The sequence below is a fragment of the Parabacteroides vesiculifaciens genome (assembly GCF_049860805.1).
In the GTDB taxonomy this organism is placed as follows: domain Bacteria; phylum Bacteroidota; class Bacteroidia; order Bacteroidales; family Tannerellaceae; genus Parabacteroides.
In genome coordinates, this window is the sequence record NZ_CP187555.1 from 3,098,302 (window position 1) to 3,115,290 (window position 16,989).

General features: G+C 43.6%; 15 protein-coding genes. 4 read left to right on the forward strand and 11 right to left on the reverse strand.

Annotated elements, in window-relative coordinates; translation table 11 throughout:
• Positions 1-5: 5 nt before the first annotated feature.
• From ACPYIV_RS12585 to ACPYIV_RS12610, 6 genes are all read right to left on the reverse strand, one after another.
• A complete protein-coding gene (locus ACPYIV_RS12585; RefSeq protein WP_293734392.1) occupies positions 6-500 on the reverse strand; it encodes a hypothetical protein in 495 nt (164 codons plus the stop codon).
• Positions 501-1,434: 934 nt separating this feature from the next.
• On the reverse strand, positions 1,435-2,433 hold the full coding sequence (locus tag ACPYIV_RS12590; RefSeq protein ID WP_290092606.1) for an IS110 family transposase: 999 nt from the start codon (positions 2,431-2,433) through the stop codon (positions 1,435-1,437).
• 471 nt (positions 2,434-2,904) lie between these two features.
• On the reverse strand, positions 2,905-4,083 hold the full coding sequence (locus ACPYIV_RS12595; RefSeq protein WP_425883294.1) for a 6-bladed beta-propeller: 1,179 nt from the start codon (positions 4,081-4,083) through the stop codon (positions 2,905-2,907).
• A 56-nt stretch (positions 4,084-4,139) separates the two neighbouring features.
• On the reverse strand, positions 4,140-5,261 hold the full coding sequence (locus ACPYIV_RS12600; RefSeq protein ID WP_425883296.1) for an endonuclease/exonuclease/phosphatase family protein: 1,122 nt from the start codon (positions 5,259-5,261) through the stop codon (positions 4,140-4,142).
• On the reverse strand, positions 5,258-6,136 hold the full coding sequence (locus tag ACPYIV_RS12605) for a rhomboid family intramembrane serine protease (RefSeq protein WP_293734185.1): 879 nt from the start codon (positions 6,134-6,136) through the stop codon (positions 5,258-5,260). The genes ACPYIV_RS12600 and ACPYIV_RS12605 overlap by 4 nt, the downstream gene beginning before the upstream one ends.
• Positions 6,117-6,827 (reverse strand): rhomboid family intramembrane serine protease, encoded by a 711-nt coding sequence (locus ACPYIV_RS12610; protein WP_293734184.1) that lies wholly within the window; start codon positions 6,825-6,827, stop codon positions 6,117-6,119. Before ACPYIV_RS12610 ends, ACPYIV_RS12605 begins: the two co-directional genes overlap by 20 nt.
• A 187-nt stretch (positions 6,828-7,014) precedes the next feature.
• On the opposite strand from ACPYIV_RS12610, the gene ACPYIV_RS12615 reads away from it, so the two are divergent.
• The 3 genes from ACPYIV_RS12615 to ACPYIV_RS12625 all read left to right on the forward strand — a co-directional run bounded on the left by ACPYIV_RS12615 (position 7,015) and on the right by ACPYIV_RS12625 (position 10,139).
• On the forward strand, positions 7,015-7,287 hold the full coding sequence (locus tag ACPYIV_RS12615; protein ID WP_293734183.1) for an HU family DNA-binding protein: 273 nt from the start codon (positions 7,015-7,017) through the stop codon (positions 7,285-7,287).
• A 180-nt stretch (positions 7,288-7,467) separates the two neighbouring features.
• Entirely contained in the window at positions 7,468-9,261 is a 1,794-nt protein-coding gene (gene argS / locus ACPYIV_RS12620; protein WP_293741004.1) for an arginine--tRNA ligase, read from the forward strand.
• Between the two features lie 5 nt (positions 9,262-9,266).
• Positions 9,267-10,139 (forward strand): VIT1/CCC1 transporter family protein, encoded by an 873-nt coding sequence (locus ACPYIV_RS12625; protein ID WP_299359613.1) that lies wholly within the window; start codon positions 9,267-9,269, stop codon positions 10,137-10,139.
• A gap of 62 nt (positions 10,140-10,201) precedes the next feature.
• On the opposite strand, the gene topA is transcribed toward ACPYIV_RS12625, so the two are convergent.
• Entirely contained in the window at positions 10,202-12,547 is a 2,346-nt protein-coding gene (gene topA, locus ACPYIV_RS12630; protein ID WP_293741005.1) for a type I DNA topoisomerase, read from the reverse strand.
• A gap of 149 nt (positions 12,548-12,696) precedes the next feature.
• On the opposite strand from topA, the gene ACPYIV_RS12635 reads away from it, so the two are divergent.
• A complete protein-coding gene (locus tag ACPYIV_RS12635; RefSeq protein WP_293741006.1) occupies positions 12,697-12,960 on the forward strand; it encodes a tetratricopeptide repeat protein in 264 nt (87 codons plus the stop codon).
• A gap of 66 nt (positions 12,961-13,026) precedes the next feature.
• Here ACPYIV_RS12635 and nagB read toward each other — a convergent pair whose 3' ends face one another.
• The 4 genes from nagB to ACPYIV_RS12655 form a co-directional block, all read right to left on the reverse strand.
• Entirely contained in the window at positions 13,027-13,839 is an 813-nt protein-coding gene (nagB, locus tag ACPYIV_RS12640) for a glucosamine-6-phosphate deaminase (protein ID WP_186930675.1), read from the reverse strand.
• Positions 13,840-13,915: 76 nt separating this feature from the next.
• Positions 13,916-15,112, reverse strand: coding sequence for an FprA family A-type flavoprotein (locus ACPYIV_RS12645; RefSeq protein ID WP_293734177.1), 1,197 nt, complete (start codon positions 15,110-15,112; stop codon positions 13,916-13,918).
• Positions 15,113-15,141: 29 nt separating this feature from the next.
• On the reverse strand, positions 15,142-15,975 hold the full coding sequence (gene lgt, locus ACPYIV_RS12650) for a prolipoprotein diacylglyceryl transferase (protein ID WP_293734176.1): 834 nt from the start codon (positions 15,973-15,975) through the stop codon (positions 15,142-15,144).
• A 1-nt stretch (position 15,976) separates the two neighbouring features.
• Positions 15,977-16,873 carry a diaminopimelate dehydrogenase gene (locus tag ACPYIV_RS12655; protein WP_425883302.1) on the reverse strand — a complete coding sequence of 299 codons (897 nt, stop codon included), beginning with the start codon at positions 16,871-16,873 and terminating at the stop codon, positions 15,977-15,979.
• Positions 16,874-16,989: the final 116 nt, after the last annotated feature.

Consider the following 16,989-nt stretch of genomic DNA (forward strand, 5'->3'; position numbering starts at 1 on the left):
GTTATTTACTGAATATACATAATTCCCGATTCGACTCTGACAATCGTCGTCTTGTCTCCCGTCTGATACTTCCGCCCTTCAAGCGAGCGGACATCCATCTCACGCAAGGCTCCGTTGACGGCAATCTGCACGATATAGCGATTCCCGTCGTGAGCATAGATCGTGCACTCCCGTCCTAACAAGGCCTCCGGCTTCTCCGGTTTATTCTCTTTCTGCAATTGCCAGGCTTTCTTATACAGGAACCAGAGCACAAACACAAAGACAAGTCCAACCAGAATACCGACTACATAAGACGAGATATCCGTCCCCTGTGTGATATACATATACCAGCCCATACCGATACAGAAATGCGTCAGTCCCTTAAAAGAAATGACACTGCCGATATCGGCATCCATATCGACATCCGTATCGATTTCACCAAAAAAGATGGAAACAATGAACTGAATCAGAAAGATAGCCGTTGCAACGATGGCTACTGTAAGGAAGATTGTGCTTGTCATGATCGCCTTAATTTAATTAGGTGGGTAAGATATGAAAAAAATCAAGAATGGGCAATTATCACGGATTAATTGTTTATTTCTATAAAAAGAAGAGGCTGTGCAAAAACTCACTCTCCTATTATTTCCGGCCTAACCCGGAATCTCATCCTGGACTGATTATCAATGCCTCACACATCCATCACACCCTATCTATGCTTTGGGGATATATATAGTCTTTTCTTGTGTACTAAGTAATAAAATACAGCGAATTAGTATGATATAATTCTAAACATCCGGATGTAGCCGTCCTGGACATCCGGAGGTACAGAGTGGCAAGATCCGGGTGTAGAAAGCCGGAAGATGGGCGTGTTTTTGAACATTTCTGCTTGTTTTCCGCTCTTTTGCAGCTTGCTTTCTGCAATAAAACACCTTATGTTGACAAAATAATCCTCGCGCAAATACGTATCGGCATGTTTCCTTTCGTTTTTGAAACAATACCGGCTACCCGTTTCAATGTCAAATGGTGATACAGGTGTGACAGAGGTGTGATACATGAATCCGGCATCTATCACACCTTGTATGTTATGTTTATCAACGTTTGTAAGGCAAAGTGTGATAGAGTGATAGAGAATTCCGGAAAACAATGGAAGGAGATCAATCGTTTTTAGTGAAATTTTAACAAATAAGACAGGCTCGTAGGGGTGGGGTTCTACTCCACCCAGAGGATAACAGGATAATATTTAATGTGTTGTGGGCAGAGCAGAGCCCTGCCCCTACGGAATGACAATCATTTTGTATAACTCTGTCATCCATGTTTCATGCCGGTAAATCAGCATTTAATAGGTTCATTATTTCCTCAAAACGAACCTTATTGTCATTCCTGGCTTATTGTAATCTATGTTCCCAACCAAATAAACGGAAAGATTTTAAAACAAATTAAGAATATTGCAAAAATCTAAGCCGTTTGGTCGAAAGTTTGGTTCCTGACCAATGCACAGATTCGATGTATCAGTTTGTTTCTAATATTGTTTATAACTAAATTATGATGCTTCCCCTCTTCTCTTTTGCGCCTGTAATATTCTCTTAATATTGGATCATGTATGGCAGCGGTTCGTGCCGCTTGGGTGAGTAGCGTGTTTAGTTTTTTATTGGCAAATCCACTTGTCTTGGCATTGCTTTTGACACTGGAGCCGGAGGTTCGTTGGAACGGTACCACTCCCGCATAGCAGGCCAGCTTGCGCGGATCGTCAAAACAGGTGAAGTTTTCGGTATAAACGATCAAAGCAAGGGCGTTGACAAAAGCCACGCCTTTGATGGATGTAATACGCTCATAATTGTTTTTGATCTCCTCTTCACTGTTGATCAGATCCATTATTTCCTTTTCCACATCTTTTATTTCACGGTTCAAGTTATCCACTTGTGTCAGGCTATGTTGATATATGTAATCTGTTGCGTGATTCCCTTTTAGGACCGAATGGAGTTCTTTGGCATGTACCAATGCTTCATTTTTCATTTTCACCAATAAATCACGGAATGTGAAAAATGAGTGCAGCGCCCGGATGGTTTCCGTATTGGGGGTATAGACCTTGGCCATATCCTCGAAACGGCAAGCGTATTGTGCGATCAGCAATGAATCCAATTTATCGTTTTTCCCGCGTTGCATGCCGCTGCTGTGTTTGATCCTGTAAGGATGTTCCAGCCACAGTGTATAACCCTCGTGCGCGAGAGTGTTACTCAAACAAACGCTGTAAAGTCCCGTGTTCTCACCGCAAAAGAGCATCTGATCTTTGCCTGTCTGCGGATAGCTATCACAAAGCCATGCCAACAGACTCTCATGTCCGGCAACATCATTACTGAACTCACGGTGGACACCTGAAGATATGTTTTCTTTCTCTATCACACTTACATCTACTTTTTTCTTGGAGAAATCAATCCCGATAAATAATTTATTCATACCTTTATATTGTTTTTGGATTAACCGAAAGCAGGAATGGGCTACTACTCTAAATGATATCCTATTATATATCAATAATCTATTTAGTCTTTGCCTGCTTGACTAACGGAAGTCTGTTACAATAACTAGTCTTTAAAGACTATCGTTTTCCATTAGTGTACTTCCGTTAGTCGGTTAATTTAGTTTCTTCATACAACAAAGATATAAATTAACCTCAGCTTCTTGCTTTACGCAAACTTAGAGTACAGTTTTCCGAAATACCCGTTGGTCCAAATCGAAACAGTAGCACATAAAATTCGGTTTTCTACCCCATCTATTTCAGATTACCCTTGCGGGTAATATTTTTTAAGAGTGCGCGCCACGACCACCGTGCGGCTCCGGTAGAACCGGTGCAGGTGCTCCATGATCTTCTTTCTCGCTATTGGCGTCCAAGGCATTCGTCGCTTCGTCTAAGAAGATAAACTCCGAGTACTATTTGAAGTAATATTTAACAATTATAGGATTCATTTCTTCCCTTGCATCTAATAATTCATGGTATTTTTTCCGGTTGTTTTCATCTAACATGTCTTCGGTAATATAATTTTCCAATTCACCATGTTCATACCATGTCAACACATATTCGTTTGTTATTTTTCGAGGAATAAAACCTACCGATTCTGTAAAATGTTTAATATATTTACATTCGTCAATGGATTTGTCGTGTATCAAATAAGCTCTCGCTCTATCACGTAGGTATATATAAGCTATTACATACCGATTATTTTGACCCTGAATATCTATTTTATAAGGAAGAGTAGTAATGCTATTTGGATCATTGGGCAAATTTAAATTTTTCGCATCATAATTATACTTCCCAAAATCCCATGTATAAGCACTTCTTAAGGAATCCATCCCCACTTCATAAGTTTGATTATCTAAAAGGCGATAAAAATAATACTTCCCATTATATTCATAAAATGGAGGAACTGTAGGAACTTGAGCATAATTATTTAAAAACTCATCCTCTACATACTCCTTATGAATGATTTTATTTTCCTTTGCGTCATAATAATTGATTTTATACGCATCTAAACTATTAAACAACAATATAAAACAAACATACAAATTATCGCTAAGAGGTATTATGTTCCAATAAAATCCGGAAGCCTCTTCATTCCTCGGAATTGTTCTTACATGTTTGCCGGTCAAGTCATAACTGTAAATACAGCCCATGTCTGTAATGTCAATGTTTCCGGTAAAAGGATTAAGGAAAATGCTTGTTAAATTAGGGGTGTACTCACCGGGGCCCTGTCCCCGCTTGTCTATGAGAGATATGAATTTTCCGTCTTGGTCAAAAATCTGGACAACGGCCCGTTTCCTGTCGAAAATATAATACCTATTTTGAAAGGGGACAAGATCCTCACAATACCCTATCAATATATCATCGTTTGTCTCCAATGGTATCAATTCTATATGACTGAAATAATCAAAAAGCGAGACTTTTTGATTATTATCAAGATTCACTATAATACGGTCGTCTTGTATAGGGTAACATACAAATGAATCCGAATCTGCAGCCCCAGATATAGCCCCCTCTACTTTATATGCTTGTTTGGGTTTGTTACAAGAGCAGCAGATGACAAATACAAAAAACAAATAATTAATTTTCATGGTATTAGAGCCTGTCTAAATTTTGCAGTTTGAAATAAAAAGAGTGTTTCTTCTTGTCAATTATCCATTTTCAATTGCAAATAACACCACATCGGATAATGGTCGGAATAATGCACCTTGTCGACCGTACAGTTGATCGGTTTCATGTTGGCAGAATGTAGGATATTGTCAATCCGGAACCAGAAAAAGTTTTCATTATAGGTGATCCCGACACCACGTCCCGAAGCGGCATAAGCATCTTTGAGCGGTCCTTGAATCGTACGGTGAGCATAAGATATAGGCGTATCGTTGAAGTCGCCACAGACCAATATATAATCCGTATCGATCTTTTTTATTTCATCCGCAACTGCTCTCGCTTGGCGTGCCCGTATGCGAAATGCAGGTCCTAACTTCTGTTCGATGGAACTTCGCAGGCCGTCGAGCGTTTCAGAATTCAGATTCTTGAGAAACGCGGAATAATGGCTCCGGTCCTCCATTGTCAGCTTGAAAGACTCCAGATGGTTGTTGATCAAAGTCAGTTTCTTTCCGTTTATATCCAGTTCATGGATAGAGGAACCGTTAAAGGAACTCTCATATTTGATCTTACGGGATTTGGAGATCGGATATTTAGAGAATACAGCTATGTTGAATTTGAGCGTACCGGAAGTTCCGACCGGGATAACAGAGCGATATCGATACATTTTCAAAGCATCGGCTATCTTCTGATTCGTTAAAAAACTCTTGGAAGTACCAACCGCATATTCCTGCAAGCATACGATATCGGCATCCGAATTTGCAATATAACGTATGATCGGATTCGGAGAGTCTTCCGTATGGCCTTTATACCCGAATCCCATAACATTATAGGTCAAGACTTTCAGCACGTTCTCTTTCGGTATCTCGCTCACTCTGTTGTGGAAAGGGAAATAACGGGTTACAGGTCCCCTGCAGATCAGGAACGAACACAGGCCGATCAACACGAACCGCCATTCCCAAAGGAACAGCCAATAAATAATAAAACAGAGGTTCAAAATGCAAAACACAGGAAATCCCAACCCAAGATAAGAGAATAACACGCTCCTATCCGGTGAAATCCGGTCAGAGAAGGCAGAAGCAATGAATAGCAGGATGACTATCACATTGGCAGTACCGACTACAGACTTAAACAGAATCCTGATCGCTTTAAACCGCTCGCTCATTTTTTGCTGGCATCAAATAGTTTTTTCTTTTCTTCTGCCGAAAGGCTTTCGTAACCGGAACGTTTTAATTTGTCTAATATTGCATCCAGATCGACTGTTTCCTGATGTTTACGGGCGTTATAATCATAATCGGTCTCCGGGCGTTTATAGGTTACACGCATCTTAGGTTTCCGTTTTCCCAGATTCACCACCCAATCGAGCAGGCGGTTCATCGGAGCCGTCAAATCTTTGCCTTCCTTAATCCGGGCTGCAAACCAGATACCGAACAACGCTCCACCGATATGGGCGATATGACCGCCGGCATTTGTCGATGTAATAGCCAACAAATCGATAACAAAAGTAAACAGTGCCAGGTAAATCAGTTTGATCCTTCCGATCAGGAACAAGCCGATCTCCAGATCTTTCCGGTAAAAAGAAACCGCAAACACAATCGCCATAACCGAAGCCGATGCTCCCATCAGATAACTATAGGCGGCAACACTGCGGAAATATGGGAATATATTATATGCTACCAGGAACAAGATAGCCCCCGCAATACCCCCTAACAGATACAAACCGCCCAACTGCCGTTCACTGAAGAAAGTCAGGAACAAACCACCGAACCAGTATAACCACAGCATATTAAACAAGATATGCAGGAAGTCGAAATGCGTGAACATATAAGTGATGATCGTCCACGGACGGTACAGAAGCAATTCGGGAGACGAAGGCATCTGCAGATACTGTAAAAACGGAAAACCGCTCAGATTGAACAGCATCAGGATCACACCTGTCAACCGTATGAGAACAAACAACCCGACATTGATATAGATCAGTTTCGCCAGGATGTTACCGGAATTAAAAGTCCGTTTGAGATTAATAAAAATATCGCCCATTGCCTATATCTTTCTTTTTCCAATACCGAACTAAGAAATAACCGAAAACCATACCACCCAAGTGTGCAAAATGCGCCACTGAGTCGCCGCCATTATTGGCGACACCCATAAACAATTCGGCCAACCCGTAAAAGATCACAAAATATTTAGCTTTGATAGGAATCGGGATGAACATCAGATACAGCGGAACATTCGGGAACAACATGGCAAACGCCAGCAAAATACCGAATACGGAACCTGAAGCACCGACCGTAATCAAATAGTTCAACGAGGGATCGCCTGCAACCAATTGTGCTAAAGTAATCCCGTTCGCACTTGCGAAAGAATGGACGGAGTACAACCAAACCAGCTCCTGCGTGAGACCGGCACCGATACCCGTCACCATATAAAAAATCAGGAAACGCTTCGGCCCCCAGACATTCTCCAGTACACGCCCAAACATATACACACCGAACATATTGAAAAATACGTGCGCAAACGAATGCGTATCATGCATGAACATATAAGTCACAAACTGGAAAGGATAAAAATCCTTCACACCCGGAAAGTGCAATCCGAATAACTGGACTAAATCAATCCCTACTTTAGGTAAAACAAGGCTCGCTACCCAAAACAACAGGTTGATAATGATAAGGTTTTTCGTAACCATCGGGATGCTGCTCAGAAATCCCGAACTATTTTGATTCATCATATATTTATCAATTTAAGGACAAAGGTATATATATTTTGGTAGTTTTCTGACAAAACAGCACTAAAACATAGTAAATCAATAAAAAAAACTCTTTTTTTCTTTGCGATATATTAAAATAGAATTACATTTGACACCAACTTTTTAGGCTATCACAAAAATTGTTTAATATATTAATTATCAAACCATCATGAACAAAACAGAATTTATCAATGCTATATCGGAAAAATCCGGTTTAAGCAAAGTTGATGCAAAAAAGGCTGTTGAGGCTTTTGTTGAAACAGTATCCAGTGAATTAAAAGAAGGCGGCAAAGTTGCCCTTTTAGGTTTTGGTTCTTTCTCTGTAGCTGAAAAATCTGCACGTAAAGGCGTTAACCCGAAGACTAAACAACCAATCGAAATTCCGGCACGTAAATCAGTTAAATTTAAAGCGGGTGCTGAATTGACAGAAATCATTAAGTAAATTAGTCTTACATTCTCATAGTAAAAAGGCATTCCTTTCCGGAGTGCCTTTTTTATTGCATACCGCCCACTTTATCAAATCATAGTTATGTCTTTCCTTACTCATACCGATCCTATGGTTTTTACAAAATAAACCTGTACCTTTGCAGACAAAATAAATCCGAACATATACTAAACGAATATGGTTATCGAACAACAGATTACCGGTGCGATTATAGCCGGCATAAAAGAACTATATGGCGCCGATGTGGCCGCCAGCCAGGTACAACTGCAAAAGACAAAGAAAGAGTTCAAAGGACATTTGACTCTGGTAGTTTTTCCATTCCTCCGCATGTCGAAGAAATCGCCGGAACAGACAGCCCAGGAGATTGGCGAGTACCTGCTTCAGCATGAACCGGCCGTAGCCGGATTCAATGTGATCAAAGGATTCCTCAACCTGACCATCGCCTGTGCCTGCTGGATCGATTTATTAAACGGAATTAACAGCCAGCCGGCATACGGGATCATCCCCGTGACGGAGCAGTCTCCGCTGGTCATGATCGAATATTCCTCCCCTAACACAAACAAACCGCTTCACTTGGGACACGTGCGCAACAACCTGTTAGGCTACAGTTTATCCGAGATCATGAAAGCGAACGGTAATAAGGTGGTAAAGACGAACATCGTGAACGACCGTGGTATTCATATCTGCAAGTCCATGCTCGCCTGGCAAAAATGGGGCAACGGCGTGACTCCCGAGACGGCCGGAAAGAAAGGCGACCACCTGATCGGTGACTTCTACGTCCTTTTCAGCAACAAACTAAAAGAAGAGACTGCTGCCCTCGAAGCAAAAGGCATGACGAAAGAAGAGGCGGAAGCCGCTTCTCCTCTGATGGCCGAAGCACGCGAAATGCTCCGCAAATGGGAAGCTGGCGACAAAGAAGTACGTGCTCTCTGGGAAATGATGAACAACTGGGTATACGCCGGATTCGACGAGACATACAAAAAGATGGGCGTAGACTTCGATAAGATCTATTACGAATCACAAACCTATCTGGAAGGTAAGGGCAAAGTGATGGAAGGCCTTGACAAAGGCATCTTCTACCGCCGTGAAGACGGTTCCGTATGGGCGGACCTGACAAAAGACGGCCTGGATGAAAAACTCCTGCTCCGTGCCGATGGTACTTCCGTCTACATGACACAGGATATCGGCACAGCCAAGTTGCGTTTCGACGACTACCCCATCAATAAGATGATCTACGTAGTTGGAAACGAACAAAACTACCATTTCCAGGTATTATCCATCCTGTTGGATAAATTAGGTTTTGAATTCGGCAAAGGCCTTGTACATTTCTCTTACGGAATGGTCGAACTGCCCGAAGGAAAGATGAAAAGCCGCGAAGGCACGGTTGTAGATGCCGACGACCTGATGGAAGAGATGGTAGGCACAGCCCGCGAAATCTCACAGGAGTTGGGCAAAGTGGATGAAATGACACCGGAAGAAGCCGAAAACATCGCCCGCATGGTCGGCCTCGGTTCCTTGAAATACTTCATTCTGAAGGTAGACCCGCGCAAGAACATGACCTTCAATCCGAAGGAATCGATTGACTTCAACGGTAATACCGGCCCGTTCATCCAATACACATACGCCCGTATCCGTTCCGTGTTGCGTAAAGCAGCCGAACAGGGTATCGTATTGCCGGAACAATTGCCGACAACGACTACTATCTCTGAAAAAGAAGAAAACCTGATCCAGATGATAGCAGACTATGCTTCTATCGTTCGCGAAGCAGGAAAGGAATACAGTCCCGCTCTCATCGCCAACTATACTTACGACCTGGTAAAAGAATACAACCAGTTCTATCACGATTTTTCCATTCTCCGCGAAGAAAACGAGGAACTGAAGAAATTCCGCCTCGTCCTCTCCGCCAACGTAGCCAAAATTGTAAAATCGGCTATGTCGCTACTGGGGATAGAGGTTCCGGAGAGAATGTAATAATCATGAACATAGATCAACAGACATACGATGCTCTCCTGCGGTTTCAGCGTAATGAAATCACGGAGAGCATTGTTTATACAAAGCTGGCGGTAATCGAGAAAGATCCGGACAACCGAGACGTGTTATTGCGTATTTCTGCCGATGAAAAAGGGCATTACGGCATCCTGAAGAAATATACCGGCCAGGATGTTACTCCTTACAAATGGAGGATACTGAAATATTACCTTCTCGCCCGCATATTAGGGATTACGTTTGCCATCAAGCTGATGGAAGGTAATGAAGAGGGAGCAAAAAATGGTTATGCCGCCTATAAAAACTATCCCGATCTTATGCAAATTGCTAAAGATGAAGATGAGCACGAAGAGAAACTCATTGCGCTGATCAACGAAGAACGGTTGGAATATATGGGATCGGTCGTCTTGGGTCTAAATGACGCTCTGGTAGAATTTACCGGGGCTTTGGCAGGCTTCACGCTAGCATTGAGCGACTCCAAACTGATTGCCCTTACAGGAAGTATCACCGGGATTGCCGCCGCCCTCTCGATGGCCTCGTCCGAATATCTATCCACAAAATCGGAAGGAGAAGCAGGTAAGCACCCGATAAAAGCGTCCCTCTACACAGGGATCGCCTATATCTTCACAGTCATTGCGCTGGTGGCTCCTTTCATTTTTATCAATAATGTATTGGTGGCATTAGGCATTATGCTGCTTTCCGCACTACTGATCATCGCCTTATTCAATTACTACTATTCCGTAGCCAGAAGCGAAAGTTTCCGTAAACGGTTTACCGAGATGGCAGTCCTTAGTTTCAGTGTCGCCGCACTAAGCTTCCTGATCGGATATGCGTTAAAAGAATTTACAGGCATAGATGTATAAAAAAAGATCCGGCACTTTCCACTATGGGAAAATGCCGGATATTCTTTTTCCAGGGTTTTGCACTATTTTTTCTTACGTGTCGTTTTCTTTCCTGTCGCCGCCTTTTCAGGAGCATCTGCAATAATTTTCTTACAATCTTCCAGCGTCATGGCAGTCGGATCGGTAACTGTCTTCGGAATACGATAGTTCGCTTTCTGATAAGAAATATAGGGACCAAAGCGACCTTTCAGGATTTCCATCTCCGGATCCTCTTCGAATTTTTTGATAAAACGCTGTTCGTCTTTCTCTCTTTTCCCATCAATCAAGGCGATCGCCTCCTCAGCCGTGATCGTCAGCGGGTTCAAGTCTTTCGGGATAGAAACGAATTTACCGTCATGGCGGATAAACGGTCCGAAACGACCTACCGCAGCCACCATCACCTTACCTTCATATTCACCGACCGTACGGGGAAGGTCAAAGAGTTTCAAAGCCTCTTCCAATTTAATCGTATCGATAGACTGGCCTTTCATCAGAGAAGCGAACTGTGGCTTCGGAGCCTCTTTATCGTCGGCATGGGCAACCCCGATCTGAACAACAGGACCGTAACGGCCGATCTTTACAAACACAGGATTACCGCTCTTCGGATCGATACCGAGTTGACGCTCCCCTACTTTGTGCTCGGTCTTAACGGCAGCCGTTGCCTCCACGATGGGATGAAAAATCTTATAAAATTTATCGATAGCCTCCGTCCAGATTAATTCACCTTCCGCCACCGAGTCGAATTCCTTTTCAACGCTGGCCGTAAAGTTATAATCCAACACATCCGGAAAATACTCCATCAGGAAGTCGTTCACCACCGTACCGATATCCGTCGGCATCAATTTATTACGGTCGGCCCCGACAATCTCAGTCTTCTCCGTCTCTTTGATCTTTCCTTTGGAGAGCGATACAACCGTATACGTACGTTCAGTACCTTCCTTATCACCTTTCACCACGTATTCGCGGTTCTGGATCGTCTGGATAGTCGGTGCATAGGTAGACGGACGTCCGATACCCAGCTCTTCCAGGCGACGGACCAGGCTGGCTTCCGTATAGCGCGGCGGACGCTGCGTAAAGCGTTCTGTTGCCACAATATCTTTCAACGACAGGACCTCATGAAGCTTTACCGGAGGAAGCAAGCCGTTTTCCTGTTCTTTCTCCACGTCATCGTCATTGCTTTCCATATAAACCTGAAGGAAACCTTCAAAACTGATCACTTCGCCGACAGCGACAAAACGCTCTGTCTGTCCGCTGATACCGACCGAGATCGTCGTACGTTCCAATTCGGCATCCGCCATCTGGCAAGCGATCGTACGTTTACGGATCAGTTCGTACAACTTCTTTTCCTGCGGAGAATTTCCGGCCTCCACATTACTGATATAGGTGGGACGGATCGCTTCGTGCGCTTCCTGCGCCCCTTTGCTCTTGGTATGATACTGACGGAACTTATAATATTTCTCACCGTATGTCTCGAAAATAGCCTCTTTTGCCGTACCTAATGCCAGATCACTCAGGTTCACGGAGTCAGTACGCATATAGGTGATCAACCCGGATTCATATAAACGCTGTGCGATCATCATCGTCTGTGAAACGGAATATCCCAACTTACGAGCCGCTTCCTGCTGCAAAGTGGAGGTTGTAAAAGGGGGGGCAGGCGATTTCTTCACCGGTTTCTTCGTGATATCGTCGATCGTAAACGCAGCATTCTTACAGGATTCGAGGAACGCTTCCACCTCTTTCTTATCCTTCAGACGGCGATTCAGCTCGGCTTTCAGCACCGTCGTTCCGTCGGGCAGGATGAAGTTGGCAATCACACGGAAAGCCGCCTCGCTGACAAAGTCGTTGATCTCCCGCTCCCGTTCCACGATCAGGCGAACAGCCACAGACTGCACACGACCGGCCGACAAAGCCGGTTTGACCTTACGCCACAAGATCGGCGATAGTTCGAAACCCACGATACGGTCCAACACACGGCGTGCCTGCTGGGCGTTCACCAGGTTAATATTGATGTCGCGCGGTGTTTCAATAGCATGCAGAATCGCATTCTTAGTAATTTCATGAAAGACGATACGTTTAGTATTTTCCGGTTTCAGACCCAGTACTTCATACAGGTGCCAGGATATTGCTTCTCCCTCACGGTCCTCATCGGACGCGAGCCATACCTGTTCGGCAGACTTGGCTTCAGCTTTTAGTTCGCTGACTAACTTCTTCTTATCAGTCGGTACCACATACTGCGGAGTGTAGTCGTGTTCAATATCAATACTAAACTCTTTCGTCTTCAGATCGCGGATGTGACCGTAGCTTGACATAACCTTATAATCTTTTCCGAGGAACTTTTCAATGGTTTTTGCCTTAGCGGGTGACTCCACTATTACCAGATTCTTTTGCATAATAACGTCTTATCTATTTGAAATCGGGTGCAAACTTACACAAAATCTATGATTTATAGTTTATGATTTATGATTTATGATTTAAATTTGCACTTTATCTGCCCAAATCGGCATCGATAATTCATAAATTATAAATCATAAATATCGAAATGGAAACTATTAAACAACTCATTACCGAGGGTAAAACAGATGAAGCTATCCGTTTGTTGGACGAATACATAGAAAAAAACGCCTCTTCCGATGAAGCGTATTACTTACGCGGCAATGCCTACCGCAAAAAAGGAGATATCCGGCAGGCCTTGAACAACTATCTTACGGCGATGGATTTGAATCCCGACAGCCCTGCACATATCGCTCACAATCAGTTGATTTCAATCATGAATTTCTACAATAAAGATATGTTCAACCATTAAAAAGGCTGCATCTATCGCAGACACAGCCTTCCAATGTTAAATCAAAACTATTATGAATAAAAAAAATCACTTCAATAAAGAACAAGGACAAAGATTATCTTTCTCGATGTCTTTAAAATAGTTGTATGTACCGACTTTAAGATCTGCACAAGCAGCTTCGTCGGCAACAATTATACCCTTCGGATGCATCTGCAGAGCCGTGATGGTCCACATCTGGTTTACTGCACCTTCGACAGCCTGTTGCAAAGCGCGGGCTTTGTTGTGGCCATTTACCATGATCAGCACCTCTTTTGCATCCAGTACCGTAGCGACACCAACCGTAACGGAAGTCTTCGGAACTTTGTTAACATCGTTGTCGAAGAAACGGGAGTTAGCGATAATCGTGTCGGTAGTCAAAGACTTGACACGGGTACGGGAAGACAAAGAAGAACCCGGTTCGTTGAAAGCGATATGCCCGTCAGGACCGATTCCCCCCAAGAACAGGTCTACACCACCGACAGCTTTCATCTTCGCTTCGTAAGCAGCACATTCGGCTTCCAGATCTTCTGCGTTTCCATTCAGGATATTCACATTCTCCGGCTTGATGTCGATATGGCTGAAGAAGTTATTCCACATGAAAGAATGATAGCTTTCAGGATGATCTTTCGGCAGGCCTACATATTCATCCATATTGAAAGTTATGATATTCTGGAAAGAGATCACGCCCTGTTTGTTCAGTTCGATCAGGTTCTTGTACATGCCCAAAGGAGATGAGCCGGTAGGCAAGCCCAATACAAATGGTTTTTCTGCCGTAGGATTCGCTTTCTTAATCTTAGCAGCTACATAGTTAGCAGCCCACTTTGAAAGCTGCTCGTAATTAGGTTCAATAATTAGTCTCATAACGCTTTTTTTTAATTTAGTTCTTTCGTTCCTAAAAGTAGTATCTTTATTCTTTCCGACCAAGAATTTTCCATTCTCAATTCTTAAATTTCAATTTCCGGGCCATTTCTTCTCCCAAAGCCCAGCATTCTTCGTATTTGTCTGCTTTCAGAGCTTGTTTCTGCTCGACCGGAGCACCCACAACGTCCCATTTCATCTTCTCGCCGAATGCTGCCAAGTTTTTCACCGCAGCTCCTGCCCAAGTGAAAGAACCGAAATATCCGTAGAGGCGATGCTTCACTTCACGTGTTTCTATTTTATCGAGGATCGATTCGATTTCGGGGAACAAACGGTTACTATAAGTCGGACTGCCAATAATCAATCCCTTATACTTGAAAACATCTTTCAAGACATAGGATGCAGGACTTTTGCTAACATTGTGCATGACAACATTCTTCACTCCGTTTTCGGCCAAAGATGCAGCAATAGCTTCCGCCATCTGCTCTGTGTTGCCATACATACTGCCATATACGATTACCACACCTTCTTCACCTTCATAACGGCTCATGCGGTCGTAAATATCGATTGCTTTCGCTGCATATTCGCGCCACACCGGACCGTGGGTCGAACAGATTGTCCGGATATCCAGAGCCGACAACTTCTGCAAAGCGCGCTGTACAGGATTTCCATATTTACCGACAATATTGGAATAGTAACGGATCATTTCCTCCCAATAATGCTCCACATTCATTTCAGAGTCGATCACACCGCCGTCCAGTGTCCCGTAGGTTCCGAAAGCATCGGCAGAGAACAGAATCTTATCAGTCGAATCGTAAGTGACCATTACTTCCGGCCAGTGTACCATCGGAGCCATATAAAAAGAGAGCTGGTGACGGCCCACACTCAACGTGTCCCCTTCTTTTACTTCATACAATCCGGTTGAAATACCGTGATATCCGTTCAGCATGCCGAAAGTCTGCTTATTTCCGATAATCTGGACATCCGGATATTGCTGGCGCAACAAACGGATACTACCCGCATGATCCGGTTCCATATGGTTTACGATCAGGAAATCCAAAGGACGCCCCTCAAGAGCATCTGCAATCTTTTTCAAGAAAATATCGGAATAACACACATCTACCGTATCGACCAGGACCGTTTTCTCATCCACGATCAGATAGGAATTATAAGATACTCCGTAAGGCAAAGGCCACATATTCTCAAAAAGAGCTTTTTGCCGGTCATTTACACCTACATAGTAAACTTTATCTGCTATTTCTTTTAATTTGTACATCTTGGTAATTAAAAATTGAAAGTTGAAAATTAAGATTTAGGGGACATATTCCCTTTCTTCAACGCACGCCATACGAAGTAGACACCCGCTAAAACAAACGGAATGCTGAGCCATTGCCCCATATTCAACATCATATCGGCCTCGAACTCTTCCTGGTTATTTTTCAAAAATTCAATGAAGAAGCGCGATCCGAATACGCAAATCATAAACACACCGAAGATAAGCCCCTCCTTCTTCCAAGCATCTTTTTTGAAGTAAAGCCACATGCAAATAACGAAAGTCACTAAATAGCTGGCGGCTTCATAGAGCTGTGTAGGATGGCTGGGAACGGAAAAGATGGGAGCCGCCCCTCTTTTCCAAGCGTGCAGATTCTCTATAAAACGGAATCCCCAGGGTAAATCTGTCGGATGCCCGTATATTTCATGATTCATCAGATTTCCTAAACGGATCATGGCAGCCACAAGCCCTGTAGGAACCACCAGTTTGTCGAATGTCCAAAGCATACTCCTGTGGCTAACCCGTTTAGAATAAAAATATACAGCTATGATTATACCCAACGTACCACCGTGACTGGCAAGTCCCCCTTCCCAAACTTTTAAAATTTCGATCGGGTGGGCCAGATAATAATCCGGCGCATAAAACAGGCAATGTCCCAAACGGGCACCGATCACCGTTCCCAGCATCGTATAAATCAGCAGGGAGTCGATCCATGCCGGATTGAGTTTTTCTCTTTTCCACATCTTCTCCACGATCTTGTAACCGATCAGGAAACCGATGGCAAACGCCAGTCCATACCAGCGTATCTCACGCGAACCAATGGAAAAGATGGCGGGATCTGCCGTCCAGGTAATAAAATCAAGCATATTAAACGAGTTTACGAATTAAGTCTTCTCTTTCGCCGTAAAGCATATCGATCACCGGCAATTCGATCATCGTGTAGGCACCGGGCTGCTGTTTGAAACTTGCACGGGCAACACAAACCAAAATTTGAGCCGTCAGAGCCGGATTGTTGATCTTCATGTCGAATTCGATCAACTGGTTCTGCGTTTTACCGGAAACACCTTTACGAACAAGGTTCACGCCATGTCCCATATCTTTCAGGTCATCCACACAGTCAACCTGGATCACATGCGTTTCGTCGTGAACAAAATAGTCGTCAGCCTTAATAGCAGCGGCAACTTTATCGAAATCATATCCTTCTTTCACTTCGATATAAACCATACGGCGATGAACACCTGTTCCCATCGGGATCGTCATAGACAGGGCGGCCTTTACACCTTCGATGGCTTTCACCGCAACGGTATGTCCCATGCTCATGCCCGGTCCGAAGTTTGTATACGTAATCCCTTTCGGAACGATCGCCTGCAACAAAGCGCGAACAATAGAGTCGCTCCCCGGATCCCATCCGGCAGAGATTACAGCCACCGTATTATGAGCCTTAGCAACAGCATCGAGCGAATGGCGCAACTCAACAATACCTCCGTGAATATCGAAACTATCCACCGTATTGATGCCTAAAGAAAGTATTTCTTTGGCGTAAGTCTCTACGCTACGGGTCGGAGTTGCCAGAACAGCAACATCTACTTTATCTAACTTCGTGATATTATCAGTGACAGCATATCCTTTCAATTCGTCCGGAATATCATTCGGATTACGACGTACAACACCCGCTACCTCAAAATCGGGAGCAGCTTCCAAAGCCTCCAATACATACTTTCCAATATTGCCATATCCAACAATGGCAGCTCTAATCTTTTTCATACTTTAGTTTTTACTTTTTCTTCAGCCACAAAAGTAGTTATAATTAGGGGATTGACAAAAGAGGGGGATGTTGTTTTTGTTTAAAATGAAAAGGGATCGTTTGGCGACAACAGAAA